We start from the raw sequence: 16,599 nt of genomic DNA on the forward strand, positions 1-16,599 counted from the left end.
CCGCCGGATTTCTGGTTGCGATCGACTCGCTTTCGCACACGGTCGAAATCTGATCAAACAATCGCTTCTACCTCGGCCGCCTCGACGCACGGTGCTATGGAGATATTGCCCTTTCTGCCGTCAGTACTGGGGTCAGCAATTTTGCGAGTCCGTCGGCAATGACCTTTGCCACTCGCTCTCCGGAGGGGAGATCATCGGGGGACCATGATAGGAGCCTTTCGGCGTACACCCGTGTCCAAACATCTGTCAGATTCCGGCGATTGCAGCGAAAGCCGAACTCTTCCTTGTTCGCGATAAGCCGTTCGATGATTCGGCGTCGTGCCGCCTGATCGCCGTGCGGGCCCACCACGACGCGCAGGTGGACGCTATCAGGCCTCATTTGCACTTCAGCGAAAAGCGAGGGAGTGCAGTGTTCATGGGTGTTGCCTTCGGCGTCTACTCGGCGGCCCACCCATTCCTTGGGGACCAGAAAGAGCCAATTTGAACGGGCCCGCACGACCCACCTGGATTCTGGGGCGCGGAGCTGTGCCTCGGCCACTTCCAGGAGCCCTGACGTTGCAGAACCGGCGTGCTCAATGATGAGATCGATGGCGCGGCGGTGGTTCGTGTAGATCCGCTTACAAAGACTTTCGATGGTCTGATCATCCATGAATCGGGTTCCGATCATGTTCAGGTAGTGGTCGAGAAAGGTTGCGACGTCGGCGCCTAGTGAACCGGCGGCAGTCCTCTTCACCCTCGACAGAACGCCGTGCAAACTCTGATAGGAGTATCCCGTCCAACTTTCTTCGGATGGCCCCTGGCCTCGTGCGGCGAGGAGGACGAACATGGAGCGAAAGTCATTGAACTCCGTGCGCACCGCCTGCTCGTACCGTGACAACTGACTTGAATGCTCCCCCGCGTAAATCTTGTTTTCGATCGCGACAATAAACTTGGGGTCGTGGGAGATCACAAGGAGGTCAATTGACTTCCATTCGCGCCGTATCTCGATATCGCGAAGTTCAACGCTATCCAGTTCGACAGCAGAAATCGGCCGCCGGTCGGCTGGCGATTGTCGAAGCAGGTCCATGAGGACCGCCTTGAGAAACAAGGTACCTTGCCCGTGCGATTCGGACGGATTCAGCAGCCAAGCCAGAAAATTGCTGTGGCGAATTTCGGCATGCTCTATTCGGAGCGCATCGAAGATGTTAAAACGGCCGAGATGCTCTTCGAGCGCGAGCAGGTCGTCGTTGTTGGAAACAAAGAGTTCCAGGGCTTCGAGATCGCTCGGCGCGGAGGGCATCGAAAGAGCATACAGAAACAGGCAGGCGGATCGTGGGTGCCGCTAGTTGTACTTCCGCCCAATCAACCCGGCCGCGATCGACGAGACGAGATACGGCCTGCTTCCACGAGTCACCGCCAGCGTCGGGCTTTTCCCGCTCGACTTCTCCACCTCAAACTCGTTCGGCGAAACGATGTTGACTGCAAGCGCGGACTGCCAGCGGATTGTCTTGTTTGCCTTCGCTCCCATAAAGATCAGGCGATTGCTCGTCAGGATCAGGCGACCGGAATCGACCTTCTTCATCGCTTCGATCGGCGGGCTGGTCACCCGGAGCGAGCCGTAGCGGAAGCGCAAGCCTTTGGCGATGCGGACCGAGCCGGTGAGGCCGCCGAAAGAGACCTGGCGGGCGACGGTCTTGAGTTCGTACCAATCGCACTCGCCATCGAAATAGGCGCCTTCGTCATCCTTCAGAGCGATGCCTGGTGCGGCGATGACATCGAGCTTGCCGTTGAGGGCTCGCCAACGGTCGCGGGCGTATTCCACGTCGGCCTTTGAGTCGGCGTGGAAGGCGAGGCCGATGCGCAGGCTCTTGGCGAGGGCTTCGGTCCTCTCCCACTCCTCGTCGCTGAAGAGGCCATCATCGAGAAACTGGTTGACGGATGCCGCGATTCGGCTGCTGGCGGTGGAGGCGAAGGAAAAGGGCCAAAGGGCCAAATTCTCAAAGTGCCAAAGGATGGCAGTGAAGACCGAAAGACACTGCCTGGAAAAGCGGTGCCACGATGGGGGCGCTTGGCGAGTTCTTTGATGCGGTGAATTCGGCATCGTCGAGGTGGTTGTCGGCGATGGGTGCGTCGATGGCGCGTGCGCGTTTCATCGCGAGGGCGTCCATGCGCTGGCATTCGGACTTGGGGATTGCCGCGAGAGAGGCGGGATCTCGCCCACCCCCAAGCCCTCGCTCCCATCGGGGAGGGGGCTTTGGAATTGCCGCATCTGGCAACGGCCGCGCGCCCGTGTTGCAGGCGGTGAGAGCGAAAGGCGTAAGACAAGAGAAGACTCCCAACCCCTCCCCTCTGGGGAGGGGCTCCGGAATTGTGGAATCGGCGCGAGGATGAGCGTTTGATCGCGCAGTGCACCCACCCCCTGCCCCCTCCCTCAGGGAGGGGGTTTATGAAACCGGAATCGCGTACGCTGCGGTGCGACGGGAATTGCTGATGCAGTAGTGTGCTGGAGAATGCGCCGGCGCAGAGCCGGCGGTGAAGTGGATTTGCAGTCGAGAGGAGAGCGATGGGACAATTTCGGTATCAGCTTGAGAAGAAGACGCCGCGGCTGGGGCCGGGCGGTGTGACGCGCGGGGCATCGGTGAAGGAGTTTCCGGCGTCGGTCGGGATCGCGGGCGTGTCGATGCGACTCGCGCCGGGCGCGATGCGCGAACTGCACTGGCACGCGAACGCGGCGGAGTGGGCATATGTGATGAGCGGGAGTTGCCGCACGACGATCGTGCATCCGGACGGGTCGGCGTATGTGGACACGTTCAACGCGGGGGATGTGTGGTATTTCCCGCGCGGGTACGGGCATTCGATCCAGGGGCTGGGGCCGGGCGAGTGTCACTTCATTTTGATCTTTGATAACGGGGATTTTTCGGAAGATCACACGTTCAGTATCAGCGACTTTTTGTCACGCATGCCGCCGGAAGCGGTGGCGCTGAATCTGGGGCTGAGCGCGGAAGAGGTTGCGACGCTACCGAAGAAAGAGGTGTATTTCGCGCAGGGGCCGGTGCCGGATGATGCATCGAGTTTGTCGGCGCCGCGCGCGCATCCGAAGTTGGTGGCGAAGCATCGGTATCCGTTGATGGCGCAGGAGCCGCGGCGTGTGCCGGGGGGCGGGACGCAGCGGATCGTGTCGGTCGAGGAGTTTCCGATTTCGCAGACGATGGCGGGATCGGTGATCGAGCTTGAAGAGGGGGCGATGCGCGAATTGCACTGGCATCCGAACGCGGATGAGTGGCAGTATTTCATCGAGGGGAGCGCGGAGGTCGGCGTGTTTCTCGCGGAAGGGAACGCGGTGATCGACAGGTTTGAAGCGGGGGATATCGGGTATGCGCCGATGGGTTCGGGGCATTACATCAGGAATGTGGGGAAGGGTGTGTGCCGCGTGCTGGTGGGGTTCAACAACGGTCGGTATGAGGCGATCGACATGAGCGAGTGGATGGCGGGGACGCCGCGGGATGTTTTACAGACGAATTTGGGTGTGAGCGCGGCGGTGGTGGAGAAGTTGCCGAAGCAGAGTGTGTTTGTGGTCAGAAGGCACTAGGCACTGGGCGTTGGGCAATCGGCAATCGGCATTTGGCATTGGGGGAAGAGCTTGGTTTGTGTCTGCTTCCCCCACCTCGCAGACAGGGGTAGAGCAAGGTCGGATGTGGGATTGCGGATTTTGTGAGAAAAGAAAACGCTCCCTTCCCCCAACCCTCGCTCGCATCAGGGAGGGGGCTTCGGACTGCCGCATCTGGCGACGGCCGCGCGCCCGCGTTGCGGGCGGCGAAACGCGCGCAGCGACATCAGCGAGTTGACGCGAACATCCTGACTTGAGAGGGCGCGATCAGCGCGTCCACGGATATGGGGTCAGGCGGCTGCCGCGGTCCACGAGCCAGAAGCGGCCCCAGTCGTCGGTGGCCTTGCGCATGTTGTCGTTGATCGAGGCGGCCATGCGGCTGTTCGAATCATCGAAGCGCAGCGCCGGATCCGAGATGCCCGGCGTGGGATTCCACTGGATGTCGGACAGCGTCTCGCCGGTCTTGGCGGTGGTGCGGCAGCCGGCAAGGGCGGCCAGAGCAACGAGCGGGAGAACGAACTTGGCGAAGCGCTTCATGGAAAACTCCGGGGCCCCATAGAGAATCGGCAAGAGTGTATCGGCTGTACGAGCAAAGCGGGGGAGCGGTTGTAGCGGAGATTGGGGGAGGGTGTCAAGAGGGAAAGGGGCAAAGGGGCAAAGGGGCAAAGGGAAAAGGGGCGAAGGGACGCGATGGTCGGGGGCCGGGCGCGAAAAAGGCGCAAGTGCCGGAATAAACGGATCTTAGAGTGGTGTTTCGGGGCTGTTCCGGGCGGTGTGATGGCGGCGGGGGGCCGGCTGGGGGATATTGGAAGGATGGAAACGAGCGGCATGGAAGGACTTGGGGCGAGCCTGATGGCGATGCAGCAGGGGAAGCTGCAGTTTGAGGTCGGGGTGAAGCTTGCCGCGAAGGCGATGGATGTGGAGCGCGGCGAGGGAGCGGCAATGGTGGGGCTTGTCTCTGCCGCGGCAAAGGTGATGGAGGCCGGGCAGAAGGGACTTGAAAGAGGGATCGAGGGGATGGTGGGGGCGCTGGACGTGTACGCGTAGGGGCGGAATGCGGGGGGAGTGGTGAATTGAGTTTGTGGCTGAGGACCTGCCGGGATGGCAGGTTTGTTTGTTTTTGGCGAGAGGATGGTGAACGCGAGAGGTTCGGGGGCTGCGTCATGCTCTGCGAACGACTCCCTTGTGTCGGCGGGGATCGCCCACCCCCTGCCCCCTCCCTCTGGGAGGGGGTTTCTGAGTGGCGCGCGGGTTGCAACGGGTGTCTCTTGGCGTCGGCCGTAGGCTGATGCGGAGGTATCCATGCGTCCGGATCGATTGACGAATGCGGCACAGGAAGCGCTCGCGAACGCGCAGAGCGAGGCGGTGAATCTGTCGAACCCGGAGATCAACGGGTTGCACGTGCTGGCGGGTTTGCTCGGAGGGAACGAAGGGACGGAAGCCGGAGTTGCGGCGTCGGTCGTCGCGCGCGCGGGGAGCGAGCCGAAGAAAGTGCTGGCGCTCGTGCGCGCGGAATTGAGCCGCCAGCCCAAGAGCAGCAGCGGCGCGGGGAGCGCGGGGCGCGCGCTGATGGAGATTTTGACGAAGGCGGAAGAGATCAGCAAGAAGATGGGGGATTCGCTGGTGAGCAGCGAGCACCTGTTGCTTGCGCTCGCGGAGGTTGTGGGGCCGGCGCGGGATGTGCTGCGCGCGGTGGGGCTTGATCGATCGAAGCTCGAGGGCGCGGTGAAGGAGATCCGCGAGGCGAGCGGCGTGACGAACGTGACGGATGCGGGCGCGGAGAGCGGGTTTGAGGCGCTGAAGAAGTATGGGATCGATCTCACGCAGCGGGCGAGAGACGGCAAGCTGGATCCGGTGATCGGTCGGGATGAAGAGATCCGGCGCTGCATGCAGGTGTTGAGTCGGCGCACGAAGAACAACCCGGTGTTGATCGGAGAGCCGGGCGTGGGTAAGACCGCGATCGCGGAGGGACTGGCGCTGCGGATCGTGAACGGCGACTGCCCGGAGGCGATGAGAAATCAGCGGATCATCGCGCTCGATGTGGGGCAGCTCTTGGCGGGGGCGAAGTTCCGGGGCGAGTTTGAAGAGCGATTGAAAGCGGTGCTGCGCGAAGTTGCGGGGAGCAACGGGCGCGTGATTCTGTTCATTGATGAATTGCACACGATCATCGGCGCGGGCGCGGCGGAGGGCGCGGTGAGCGCGGGCAACTTGCTCAAGCCGGCGCTGGCGCGGGGGGAGCTCAAGTGCATCGGCGCGACGACGCTGGATGAGTATCGCAAGCATGTGGAGAAGGATGCGGCGTTCGAGCGGCGCTTCCAGCCGGTGTACGTGGATCAGCCGAGCGTGGAAGAGACGGTTGCGATTTTGCGCGGGCTGAAGCCGAAGTACGAGGCGCACCACGGCGTGCGGATCTTGGACGGCGCGATCCTTGCGGCGGCGAACCTGAGCAATCGGTATATCGCGGACCGGTTCTTGCCGGACAAGGCGATCGACCTGATTGATGAGGCGGCGAGCCGGCTGCGCATCGAGAACGACTCGATGCCGACGGAGCTGGATGAGCTGCGCCGGAGGATCATGCAGCTGGAACTGGAGCGGGAAACGCTGAAGTTAGAAAGCAAAGAAGGCATCAAGGCAACAAGGCATCATGGCATGAGCGGGGGCATCGAGGCGGGGAACCAGAAGGAAACAGAGCGGATCGAGCGCGAGCTTGCGGAGCTTCAGGAGAAGAACCGCGCGCTGACGGCGAAGTGGGAAGAAGAAAAGCAGGAACTCGAGACGATCAAGCGCGTGCGCGAAGAGATCGAGCGCAAGCATGTCGAACTCGAGCAGAGCCAGCGTCGCGGCGATCTCGAGGCGGCGGCGCGGATTCGGTATGGCGTGTCGCGCGAGCTCGAGAAGCAGCTTGCGGATGCGGAGTCGCGCTGGGCGAAACGCGTGGCCAAGGGCGGGACGCTGATCAAAGAAGAAGTGGATGCGGAGCAGGTCGCGCAGATCGTGGGGCGGTGGACGGGGATCCCGGTGTCGCGGCTGGTGGAGGGGGAGCGCGAGAAGCTGGTGCGGATGGAAGAGCAGCTCAAGAAGCGCGTGGTGGGGCAGGAGCATGCCCTGAAGGCCGTGAGCGATGCGGTGCGGCGCAGCCGCGCGGGGCTCGGCGACCCGAAGCGGCCAATCGGGAGCTTTTTGTTTCTGGGGCCGACTGGCGTGGGCAAGACCGAGACGTGCAAGGCGCTCGCGGAGTTTCTGTTTGATACGGACGAAGCGATGGTGCGCATCGACATGAGCGAATACGGCGAGAAGCACGCCGTGGCGCGATTGGTCGGCGCGCCGCCCGGCTATGTCGGGTACGACGAGGGCGGGCAGTTGACGGAAGCGGTGCGCCGGCGGCCGTACTGCGTGGTGCTGCTCGATGAGATCGAGAAGGCGCACCCGGATGTGTTCAACATTCTGTTGCAGGTGCTTGATGACGGGCGGCTCACCGATGGCCAGGGGCGCACCGTTGATTTCCGCAACACGATTGTCGTGATGACGAGCAACTTCGGGAGCGCTCAGATTCAGGAGCTCACGAATCAGGGCGCGGAGGATTGGGAAATCGAAGCGGCGGTGCGGGAGATGCTGAAGCGCGGGCCGGCGGGCCTTGCGGCGGATGAGTTTGTGCAGGCGGCGGGCTTGTCGCCGAAAGTTGCGGACGCGATGCGCAAGATGGCGATGCTCGGAGGCGCGGCGGGCGGGCTGATGCGGCCAGAACTGTTGAACCGGATCGACGAGACGGTGGTGTTCCGCCCGCTCGGGAAAGATGCGATCGGGAGCATCGTGGAGATTCAGCTGGCACGGCTGCGCGAGCGGCTCGCGCAGCGCGAGATGTCGATCACACTGACGGACGGCGCGAAGAAGCAGATCGCGGCGGAGGGTTGGGACCCGGCGTTCGGCGCGCGGCCCTTGAAGCGGGCGATCCAGCAGCGGATCGAGAACCCGCTGGCGACAAGGATTCTGGCGGGAGATTTTGGCGATGGAGACAGCGTGAAGGTGGATTACGAGGGGACGGCGTTCACGTTCAAGAGAGGCACTAGGCACTAGGCACTAGGCACTAGGCACTAGGCACTGGGCATTCGGTGCTGATTCTCCCGAAGGACAACGCTGGGTTTGCGGTGCTGATCAATTCGATCGGGTTGCCGAAGGGCCTGGGTGACACGATCGCGATCGATCTGCTCGAGCGGCTGACGGGTGAAAAGTCGGGTGTCGACATCCTCGACTCGATGACGAAGCTCGTGAAGAGGCTGCGCGAGCGCGGACTCCCGGAGCAGGGTGTATGGGGCAAACTCGCGGCGAGCGATTTTCCGGGAGGCGTGGCGCGCTGGGCGGGCGAATACAAGAACGCCGACTTTGGGACGCTGCGCGTGGTGCCGACTGGCGAAAGCGTTGAGATTCTCCTGGGCGCGGTGCCGCTGGATGTTTCGGCGAGCGACGGTGGATTTGCGATCGGGAAGGAATCGCTACTTGGTGGCGGGACGGGGACTTTCGTGACCAAGGGCGGAGCGGCACATTCGATTCGGATTCACGACGAAAGGATCGGGGACGTGGAGTTTGAGAAGGTGCAATAGCTGAGCGGTCGCTACATTGTGAAATCGTGGTTTAGACGAATCGTCGCTGGCGATTCAGAACGCGACATCGAGAAAAAGCAGCGGTAGTGCCGCGGCCACGCAGAGGCCGGCAAGCAGGACCAGGAAGCGCAAGGCCCCGTCTTCGAGATCGAAAGTGGGGTGACGCGTCGCCATCCACACGGCGCGGAGCCAGGCGAGCCCGCCGAAAACAAGGGCGGCTCCGAACGCGCGGCCGGCGATGAGGCCCGCGACGCGGTAGCCGCGGTGACTCATGTTGCCGGTGAGAATGCCGCTCACGCCTCCTGCGACGACGATCAGGCCGAGAAGAACGGCTCCGACGATATGCGCCCGCGATTTGAATCTGTGCGGCATGCCGCGGAGCGTACCGATGAATGGGCCAAAGGGCTATGGGCAAACGAGCGCGTCGTACGAATTCACGAAGACGGAGAAGTCCGCATCCTCGGCGAAACCGTCGCCGGTGAGGTCGCCTCGGGGGTCGAGCAGGTTGTTGTAATAGATGACGAAGAGCAGGAAGTCGCTGTCATCCACCTGGCCATCGCCGTTGAAATCACCGGGGCAAGGCTTCATGCTCGAAGCGAAGTCGAGAGAGTTTGCGATCAGCGTGTTGCCGTCGGTGCGGACGTTCCAGCTTCCGGAGGCTTCCGAGCCCGAGACGGGCCAGAAACCAAGGTCGACGCGCCGGCGGAAGCCGTGCAGGCTGGCGAGCATTTTGCCGTCGGACCAATTGAGGAGGCGCCGGCCTCGGAGGATTGGGTTGTTGTTCTGTCGGAAGCTGTTGATGCCGCCGGCAAACTGGCGAACGAAGGTTGTGATGGGATGCTGCGGTCCGACGGCCGAGCCGAGCGAGGCGGAGCCAATCAGCGTTGGACCGGTCGATCCTTCGGGCGTGATGTCGTAGCCCTGTGAGATCCAGCGGCCGCGCGGCCGGGCGTTGTCAAGCCCCAGGCTTGCGCTGTTGCTGAAGAGGCCCTCGACGACACTGCCCCCGGCATCGACGTAATCGGCGAGGCGGTTGCCCACGGTTGCTGCGTCGGTGAAAACCGTGTGGCCCCAGAGAAGAATCGAAGAAAACGGACGGAGGGAAGTCGCGAGCGGGGTAACGGAGTCAAGACCCGTGAGAACCCGAACGCCGCTGAAGCGATGGAGTTGCAGGAGGCGCTGGGCGAGCGTCGATGCGTCGGCGGGATTGGATTCGGAATGCAGGAGGCAGACGAAGGGGCGGATGGTGTACATCAGGGCGTTGGCCAAGAGCAGGTCGCCCTTTGTTGCGGGGTCCCAAAAGCCGGCGCCGGCCGCGCTCGAGGGCGGGTAGAAGCCAAGGTCCGCGCGGTTGGGATAGAGCGTGGAGGCGGCGACGAGAATCTTGCCGTCATTCCAGGTCGCGACGGTGAAACCGTGAGCCGGGAGCGTGGTGCTGGTCGTGCGGAAGCTCCAGGAACCGCCGCTGAAGGAAGAAACGCCGTTCATGATCGGGTGTGTGTTGTAGAAGATGGTCCCGAGCGAGGCGGCGCCGGTCGTGCTTGATGGGCCGCCGGTCAGGAGCCGGTATTCGCCATCGTTCCAGCGGCCGGCGAGTGTTTTGGCGCCCGTGAGCGCGTTGGTCACGCCGGCGACGACAACGCCGTAACCCGCATCGACATAGTCGGCGAGAACATTTCCCATCGCGGTTGAGTTCTGGTATTGGCTCGTGCACCAAGTGAGAACGGCGTCGTAGTCCTTCAAAAGATTGAGCGAAGGCGTTCCGTTCGCGGCGTTGAACTGCGCGATGCTCTGGAACATTCCGGTTACCCACATTCGCGCGGTCGTGTCGGTGAATTCCGGATCGGAGAAAGAAGCGTTGGTTGCGACGCAAAGCAAGACTTTGGGGCGGATGACGGACATGAGGGCGTTGGCGAGGAGCTTGGTGCCGTCGGTGGTCGAGTCCCAGCCGGAGGATGAGGCACCTGCTCGCGCGGGGTAAAAGCCAAGATCAACGCGGTTGATCTTGGGGCCCGCCACGACAAGCGGTTTTCCATCGGACCAGGAAGCGATAAGCGTGGCGCCGGCGATGAGTGTTGTGCCGCTGGGGCGGGGGCTGGAGGCGCCACCGGAAAAGCTCGCGACGCCGTTCATGATGAGGTGATCGGGCTGCGCGATCGTGCCGAGGGAGGCCGGGGAGCCGAGCTGTGAGGTGCCGAACGCGATGCAGTTGTACGAGGAAGTCCAAGCGCCGGCGAGGTTGCTGTTGGCGGCACCGCCGGTCGTGAACATGGTCTGCACGAGACCATGGCCGTAGTCCACGAACTGGGCGAGCACGTTGCCGAGCGCGACGCGGTCGGCCCAGGGGACGTTGTTGCACAGCAGGACGGCGTCGTAGTCGGAGAGCTGCGCGAAGGTGGGAGTCGAGGCGCCGGCGTCGAAGGAATCGACCTGCGCAAAGAGTCCGGTGCCGGAGAGATTGTTCACGACATCCTGCGCGGCAGCGGCAGTGTCGGAGTGGACGAACATGACCTTGGGTTTGCGCGGCCCGGCGAGCGCGGCATGGGCGAGAAGCAGGGTGAACAGAACGATCAAGCGTGGGAGAGACATAGAGACTCCGATTGCGCGGGCGCGCAGAGATGCCTTGGACGGATTGCGCGGAATGTGGACTCAATCTCTTTGTGCGACGAATCGGGAACCCGCGGATACCCGAAAGGCCGCAAAATTGCCGAGAAACTCGCGACGCGGCGGGGTCAACATGCAAGTTCGGGTCGAGTATGCTGCAAGCCGCAGGAGGCAACAGCGATGAGCGGCGTTCTTTCGCGACGGGCATTCATCGGAAGCGGGGTCGGGGCGGGGGTAGGAATCGGGGCTGCCGGGGTGTTGCTCCCGGATCGTGCGGGCGCGGCGCAGGATGCGCCGGCGAAGACGCGGAAGCGCTCGGTGCGGATCGCGCACATCACGGACACACATATTGAGCCGGAGCTGCGCGCGGGAGAAGGTGTCGCGGCGTGCCTTACGCATATCCGGGAACGGACGTATGCGGAGGCGCTTGCCGCGGCGGGCATGAGCGCCGAGGGCGACAGGGTCGATCTGATTCTGCACGGGGGAGACGCGATCTTCGATGCGATCGATGCGGGCGAGGCGCGGGTACAACAGCAGTGGGACTTGTATCACAAGGTTCTGGCGGACAACTGGTCGGGACCGATTTTTCACGCCGCGGGGAATCACGATTGCTGGGGATTGAACACCAAGGTGAGCGGGACGACGGGCGAAGAGCAGAAGTGGGGGAAGGTGTGGGCGGTCGAGGCGCTCAAGATTCCGGCGGAGGTGAGCCCGGACCCGAAGCGGTTCGGCGCGTACTACTCGTTCGATCAGAACGGGTGGCACATTGTGGTGCTCGATTCGGTGCAGGTGGAGCCGGGCGGGTATTTCGGTGGAATCGACGATGCGCAGTTCGAGTGGCTGAGGGGCGATTTGCTTTTGAACAAGATGCACCCGACGCTGGTGATGTCGCACATTTCACTTTTTACGGCGACGGTGCTCGATCGCGGATTGAACGAGAAGCGCGAGCGCGTGGTGCACCCGGCGCTGATGTGCATCGATTACGGGCGGCTCAAAAAGCTCTTTCTTGAGAACCCGCAGGTGAAGCTTGCGCTCTCGGGGCACATGCACCTGATCGATCGCGTTGATTACTGCGGCGTTTCGTACTTCTGCAACGGCGCGGTGAGCGGCAATTGGTGGAAGGGAAAGCACAAGGAGTGTGGCGAGGGGTACGCGATCGTGGACTTGTTTGATGACGGGACGTTCGAGAATCGGTATGTGGGGTATGGGTGGAAGGCGCAGACGCCGTCTTGATGCGGCGGTTGTTCGGGCGATCGGCGCGGGAGGCATCGCTGTCGAGCGGTTTTGACAAAAAGGATTGTGCCGCGAGTCGCAGCCGGATAGGCTGATTGGGTGGGGTCAGGGAGCACGGCATGAGTTGTTTTCAGGTCGTAGCAGGCGCGGCGGCGGTGGGATTCGCGGCGATTCAAGCGAACGCGGCGTGGGGGCTGAAGTATGAGGTTTCACCCAACGCGGTTTCGTGGGGACCTTCGATCGGCGCGATCCCGGGCGGCAACGTGTATTTTCGCGTGAGCGCTTACTTCGACCCAGGAACGAAAGTGACAAGCGGCAGCGGCATCGGAAACGCGCTCGTGCTCGCGCGGTTCACCGGGCAGCAGAAAATCACCGGGGCGCTCGCGGCGGATTCGGTGACCAACGTGGTCCGCCTCGCGCCGACCGGGAACGCGGCGCTTTTGACGGTGTCGTTCAATTCATCGAACATCCTGATCGGGGGGGCGACCGCGACGTCGTTCGCGTCTTTCGTGACTTCGGACATCACGCCCTATGTCGGGAATCCGCAGACGATTATGCCGATCCTGTCGGGGAAACTCACGCTGAGTCTTGATCCCACACCCCGAACGCTCGTGGTGAGGAACAGCGCGTTCGGTTCGGGTGGTATCAACGGGCTGAATTTCTACAGCGACGTGAATCCGCCCGTGGCCGAGAGCGGTCCGCCGCTTGACAATCCGAACCACACCGATCTCAACGCAACGATCGAGTTGAAGAATTCCACGTGTGTCTCGCCGACGATCAATTCCGTCGGCGGCGGCGGGAATGTGGCGCCCTCGCAAGTGGCCGTTTTTTCGGTTGATGCCACCGACGGGGCGTTTTACGAGTGGCTGAAGAACGGCGTGGTGCTGACGGAGACTTCGCGCATCACCGGGGTGGGCACACCCACACTGACCGTGCACGATCCGTACCCGGCCGATTCCGGGAGCTATCGCGCTCGCGTCTACAGCAACTGCGGATCGCCGACGCTCAGCAGCGCGGTTCCGCTTGCGGTCGTCTGTGGCGGCGACTTGAATCGAGACGGGTTTGTTGAAGATTCGGACTTCGTCATCTTCGTCCGCGCATATGACGAACTGCAGTGTCCGCCTTCGTCGTGTCCGGCGGACCTGAACGTGGACGGGTTTGTGGATGATCTTGACTTTGTGATTTTCGTCACGCAATACAACGAGCTTCTGTGTCCGTGACGGAGGGCACGCGCGTCGACTGGTAGGATTCATGTGTGGAGGGAGGAGCGCATCCAATGCGTGTATTTCTGGCGAGTTGTGTGGTTCTGGCCGCGGCTTCGGGACATGCCGGTGCGGCGTGGGGGCTGAAGTACGAGGTTTCGCCGAACGGTGTCTCGTGGGGTCCGTCGATCGGCGCGGTTCCGGGCGCGAGCGTGTACTTTCGCATGAGCGCGTATTTCGATCCAGGAACGCAAGTATCGTCGGCCGGAGGCGTGGGCAATGCCATGGTCTTTGGGAGGTGTACCGGGCAGCAGAAGATCACGGGCAGAGTTCCGGGTGATGCGGTCACCAATCTGGTTTCGCTCACGCAGGTGACAGGCGTGCAATTCCTGGCCTTGGGGACAGGGGCCTCGGAGTATTTGATCGGAACGAACGTCGCGACTTCCTTCGGCGGGAACGTCATCACGGATCTCGCGCCGTACTTGGGAAGCCCGCAGACGAGCGTTCCGATTCTGCAGGGAAAATACACGCTTGGTTCCGATTCGACGCCGCGGACGCTGGTTTTCAAAAACAGCCTGTTTGGCAACGGCACGAGTCCCGGCCTGCGCTTCTACAGCGACGCGGTGCTCTCGCCGCCCGAACTGGCAACGCCGCTCGACAATCCGAACCACACGGATTTCAATGCGACGATCGAACTGAAGAACTCGGGCTGTGTGACGCCGACCATCAATGCTGTCAATGGCGGCGGGAATGTCGCGCCTTCGCAATCGGCAGTGTTTTCGGTTGATGCTACGGACGGCGCTTTTTATGAGTGGCTCAAGAACGGAGTGCTGCTTACGGAAAGCTCGCGGATTAGCGGAGTGGGTTCGTCGACGCTGACCGTTCATGATCCATATCCGACCGACGCGGGCAGCTATCGGGCACGCATCTACGGCAACTGTGGAGCAACCCAACTCAGCAGCCCGGTTTCGCTCACGATCGTCTGCGGCGGAGACCTGAATCGGGACGGATTCGTTGAGGACGCGGACTTTGTCATCTTTGTCGGCGCGTACGACCAGCTTCAGTGTCCAGCGGGGCCGTGCCCGGCGGACCTGAACGTGGACGGCTTTGTGGACGATCTTGACTTTGTGGTTTTCGTCACGCAATACAACGAGCTGATTTGTCCGTGACGGCGTGAAACTTTGACCGGCGGCGTTGACGCGCGGTTGACTTTGGGTATGCTGCGCTTTGGATCGGCAAGTGCTCCGATCCGGCGGCGCGACGATGAAGAAGGCTGCAGCGGTGAGCGTGGCGGGATTGATCGTCTCCGCTTTGGCGGGGATCTTCATCGGTGTGTCCACGTACACGTTCACGTATGCGGAGGGGCTCAGTTACCTTTCCGATGATCCCAAGGCGTGCGTGAACTGTCACGTGATGCAGGGGCAGTACGACAGTTGGTCGAGCGGGCCGCATCATGCGCGGGCGAACTGCAACGACTGCCATGTGCCGCACGATTCGACGCTGGCGAAATACAAGACGAAAGCGATCCATGGCTGGCGGCACTCGAAGGGATTCACGCTGCAGGATTTTCATGAACCGATCCAGATCACGAGGAGCAGCCGAGAGGATGTGATCGCGAACTGCGTGCGGTGCCACGCGGATATCACGCACGAGATCCGGTATGGGGGCGGCGCGGGGGGCGTGGCTTTAGGAAATGAATCACCGGGCTGGAACGCGATGGGCGTGGACTGCATTCATTGTCACATCGGTGTGGCGCACGGGGCGGCGAAGTGAGGGGATGGCGAACAAGGAAAGGCGCAGGCGCGAAATGAACAGACGCTACCAAGCGCAGAGTGCAAGAGAGCCCACCCCCTACCCCCTCCCTCGGGGAGGGGGTTTCAGAAGCGGGCGGGCGGCGCTGTACTGGCTGGTCGGGATCGTCTGCTGCGTGGGGACGGTGCTGGCGATGATGCTCTACAACAACATCGCGACGCGGAAGATGGAAGCGAAGAGCGCGGTGCTGCGGATTGCGGACTTGAAGGAGACGACGATCGATCCGGCGGAGTGGGGGAAGAATTTTCCGCGGCAGTACGACGGGTACATGCGCACGGCGGATAACGCTTCGGCCAGGTTCAAGTGGAGCGAGGGGCGGCCGCCGGACGATGCGATCCACGCGGATGTGCAGCCGGGGGTGGCGGGGGACGCGGCGAAGAAAGCGCCATCAAAGCTGGAAGGCGATTCGCGGCTGCGGACGATTTTCAATGGATACGCGTTCGCGATCGACTATCGCGAGCGGCGCGGGCACGCGTACATGCTCTTTGATCAGCGCGAGACCGAGCGCGTGAAGCAGAAGCCCCAGCCCGGTGCGTGCCTGAACTGTCATGCTTCCAACGTCGTGGCGTATCGCCAGGTGGGGATCAAGAACGGTGCGCCGGGAACACTGGAAGACCCGCTGCTTTCGGAGGCGGGGCAGAAGCAGCTGTTTGCGGGGTTCGGCGAAGTAAACAAGCTGACGTACAACGAAGCGACGCAGCTCGTGAAGCATCCGGTGACGTGCCTTGATTGCCACGATCCGCAGTCGATGAGATTGCGGGCCACGCGCCCGGCGTTTCTCGAGGGCATCGCGAACCTGGCGAAGTCGAAGGACCCGGTTCCTCACCTGCCGAGCGTGGAGCAGTGGCGCAAGGGCGATCGGTCGAAGGATTACAACCCCAACGAGCTGGCGAGCCGGCAGGAGATGCGGACGATGTCGTGCGCGCAGTGCCACGTCGAGTATTACTTCAAGCCGCCGGACAGCCGCCTCACGTTCCCGTGGCACAACGGCCTGAAGGCCGAGCAGATGGAAGAGTACTACGACAGCGGGGGCTGGTCGGACTGGACGCACAAGGACTCGGGCGCGAAGGTGATCAAGGCGCAGCACCCGGAGTTTGAACTTTGGAGCCAGGGAATCCACGCGCGGAGCGGGGTTTCGTGCGCCGATTGCCACATGCCCTATGTGCGCGAGGGCGCGATGAAGTTCACCGACCATCAGGTGCAGACACCCCTGGCGCACGTGAACCGCTCGTGTCAGACCTGTCACAACTACACCGAGAGCGAGATTCTCTCGCGCGTCGATTCGATCCAGAGCCGGAACAAGGCGCAGCTCGATCGCGCCGAGATCGCGGTGGTCGACCTGATCAAGGCGATCCAGGCGGCGCACGCGGCGGGGGCCACGGACGAAGAATTGAAGGGCGCGCGGGCGCTGCAGCGCAAGGCGCAGTGGAGGGCCGATCTCATGAACGCGGAGAACTCGATGGGATTCCATGCGCCGTCGGAGTTCTTGCGGATCGTGGGAGAGTCGATCGACTACGCGAGACAGGGGCAGGTGGAAGTGGCGAAACTGGGGAAGAAATAGTCA

15 protein-coding genes are annotated in these 16,599 nt (G+C 62.6%); 9 read left to right on the forward strand and 6 right to left on the reverse strand.

Features of this window, described 5'->3' with window-relative positions; all coding sequences use genetic code 11:
* Nucleotides 1-94 precede the first annotated feature (94 nt).
* The 3 genes from KF691_00950 to KF691_00960 are packed head-to-tail and all read right to left on the reverse strand — an operon-like array spanning nucleotide 95 to nucleotide 2,147.
* Nucleotides 95-1,279 (reverse strand): PD-(D/E)XK nuclease family protein, encoded by a 1,185-nt coding sequence (locus KF691_00950; GenBank protein MBX3388000.1) that lies wholly within the window; start codon nucleotides 1,277-1,279, stop codon nucleotides 95-97.
* Between the two features lie 42 nt (nucleotides 1,280-1,321).
* Entirely contained in the window at nucleotides 1,322-1,972 is a 651-nt protein-coding gene (locus tag KF691_00955; GenBank protein ID MBX3388001.1) for a hypothetical protein, read from the reverse strand.
* Between the two features lie 4 nt (nucleotides 1,973-1,976).
* A complete protein-coding gene (locus KF691_00960) occupies nucleotides 1,977-2,147 on the reverse strand; it encodes a hypothetical protein (GenBank protein ID MBX3388002.1) in 171 nt (56 codons plus the stop codon).
* 395 nt (nucleotides 2,148-2,542) lie between these two features.
* Between KF691_00960 and KF691_00965 the strand changes: the two genes are divergently transcribed.
* Nucleotides 2,543-3,568, forward strand: coding sequence for a cupin domain-containing protein (locus KF691_00965; GenBank protein MBX3388003.1), 1,026 nt, complete (start codon nucleotides 2,543-2,545; stop codon nucleotides 3,566-3,568).
* 285 nt (nucleotides 3,569-3,853) lie between these two features.
* On the opposite strand, the gene KF691_00970 is transcribed toward KF691_00965, so the two are convergent.
* Nucleotides 3,854-4,123 (reverse strand): hypothetical protein, encoded by a 270-nt coding sequence (locus tag KF691_00970; GenBank protein ID MBX3388004.1) that lies wholly within the window; start codon nucleotides 4,121-4,123, stop codon nucleotides 3,854-3,856.
* 291 nt (nucleotides 4,124-4,414) lie between these two features.
* On the opposite strand from KF691_00970, the gene KF691_00975 reads away from it, so the two are divergent.
* The 3 genes from KF691_00975 to KF691_00985 all read left to right on the forward strand — a co-directional run bounded on the left by KF691_00975 (nucleotide 4,415) and on the right by KF691_00985 (nucleotide 8,184).
* The gene (locus KF691_00975; GenBank protein ID MBX3388005.1) at nucleotides 4,415-4,633 is read left to right on the forward strand and encodes a hypothetical protein; all 219 of its coding nucleotides are present in this window, start codon (nucleotides 4,415-4,417) and stop codon (nucleotides 4,631-4,633) included.
* 255 nt (nucleotides 4,634-4,888) lie between these two features.
* Nucleotides 4,889-7,660 (forward strand): AAA family ATPase, encoded by a 2,772-nt coding sequence (locus tag KF691_00980; GenBank protein ID MBX3388006.1) that lies wholly within the window; start codon nucleotides 4,889-4,891, stop codon nucleotides 7,658-7,660.
* A 35-nt stretch (nucleotides 7,661-7,695) separates the two neighbouring features.
* On the forward strand, nucleotides 7,696-8,184 hold the full coding sequence (locus tag KF691_00985; GenBank protein ID MBX3388007.1) for a hypothetical protein: 489 nt from the start codon (nucleotides 7,696-7,698) through the stop codon (nucleotides 8,182-8,184).
* Between the two features lie 54 nt (nucleotides 8,185-8,238).
* On the opposite strand, the gene KF691_00990 is transcribed toward KF691_00985, so the two are convergent.
* Both KF691_00990 and KF691_00995 read right to left on the reverse strand, forming a co-directional pair.
* Entirely contained in the window at nucleotides 8,239-8,556 is a 318-nt protein-coding gene (locus KF691_00990; protein ID MBX3388008.1) for a hypothetical protein, read from the reverse strand.
* A 33-nt stretch (nucleotides 8,557-8,589) separates the two neighbouring features.
* Nucleotides 8,590-10,773, reverse strand: coding sequence for a hypothetical protein (locus KF691_00995; GenBank protein ID MBX3388009.1), 2,184 nt, complete (start codon nucleotides 10,771-10,773; stop codon nucleotides 8,590-8,592).
* Nucleotides 10,774-10,968: 195 nt separating this feature from the next.
* Between KF691_00995 and KF691_01000 the strand changes: the two genes are divergently transcribed.
* The 5 genes from KF691_01000 to KF691_01020 all read left to right on the forward strand — a co-directional run bounded on the left by KF691_01000 (nucleotide 10,969) and on the right by KF691_01020 (nucleotide 16,596).
* Entirely contained in the window at nucleotides 10,969-12,021 is a 1,053-nt protein-coding gene (locus KF691_01000; GenBank protein MBX3388010.1) for a metallophosphoesterase, read from the forward strand.
* Nucleotides 12,022-12,140: 119 nt separating this feature from the next.
* Nucleotides 12,141-13,241 (forward strand): hypothetical protein, encoded by a 1,101-nt coding sequence (locus tag KF691_01005; protein MBX3388011.1) that lies wholly within the window; start codon nucleotides 12,141-12,143, stop codon nucleotides 13,239-13,241.
* A gap of 56 nt (nucleotides 13,242-13,297) precedes the next feature.
* Nucleotides 13,298-14,392 (forward strand): hypothetical protein, encoded by a 1,095-nt coding sequence (locus KF691_01010; GenBank protein MBX3388012.1) that lies wholly within the window; start codon nucleotides 13,298-13,300, stop codon nucleotides 14,390-14,392.
* Nucleotides 14,393-14,450: 58 nt separating this feature from the next.
* On the forward strand, nucleotides 14,451-14,996 hold the full coding sequence (gene nrfH, locus KF691_01015) for a cytochrome c nitrite reductase small subunit (protein MBX3388013.1): 546 nt from the start codon (nucleotides 14,451-14,453) through the stop codon (nucleotides 14,994-14,996).
* A 34-nt stretch (nucleotides 14,997-15,030) separates the two neighbouring features.
* The gene (locus tag KF691_01020; GenBank protein ID MBX3388014.1) at nucleotides 15,031-16,596 is read left to right on the forward strand and encodes an ammonia-forming cytochrome c nitrite reductase subunit c552; all 1,566 of its coding nucleotides are present in this window, start codon (nucleotides 15,031-15,033) and stop codon (nucleotides 16,594-16,596) included.
* Nucleotides 16,597-16,599: the final 3 nt, after the last annotated feature.

The organism is Phycisphaeraceae bacterium (assembly GCA_019636555.1).
Taxonomy (GTDB): domain Bacteria; phylum Planctomycetota; class Phycisphaerae; order Phycisphaerales; family UBA1924; genus JAFEBO01.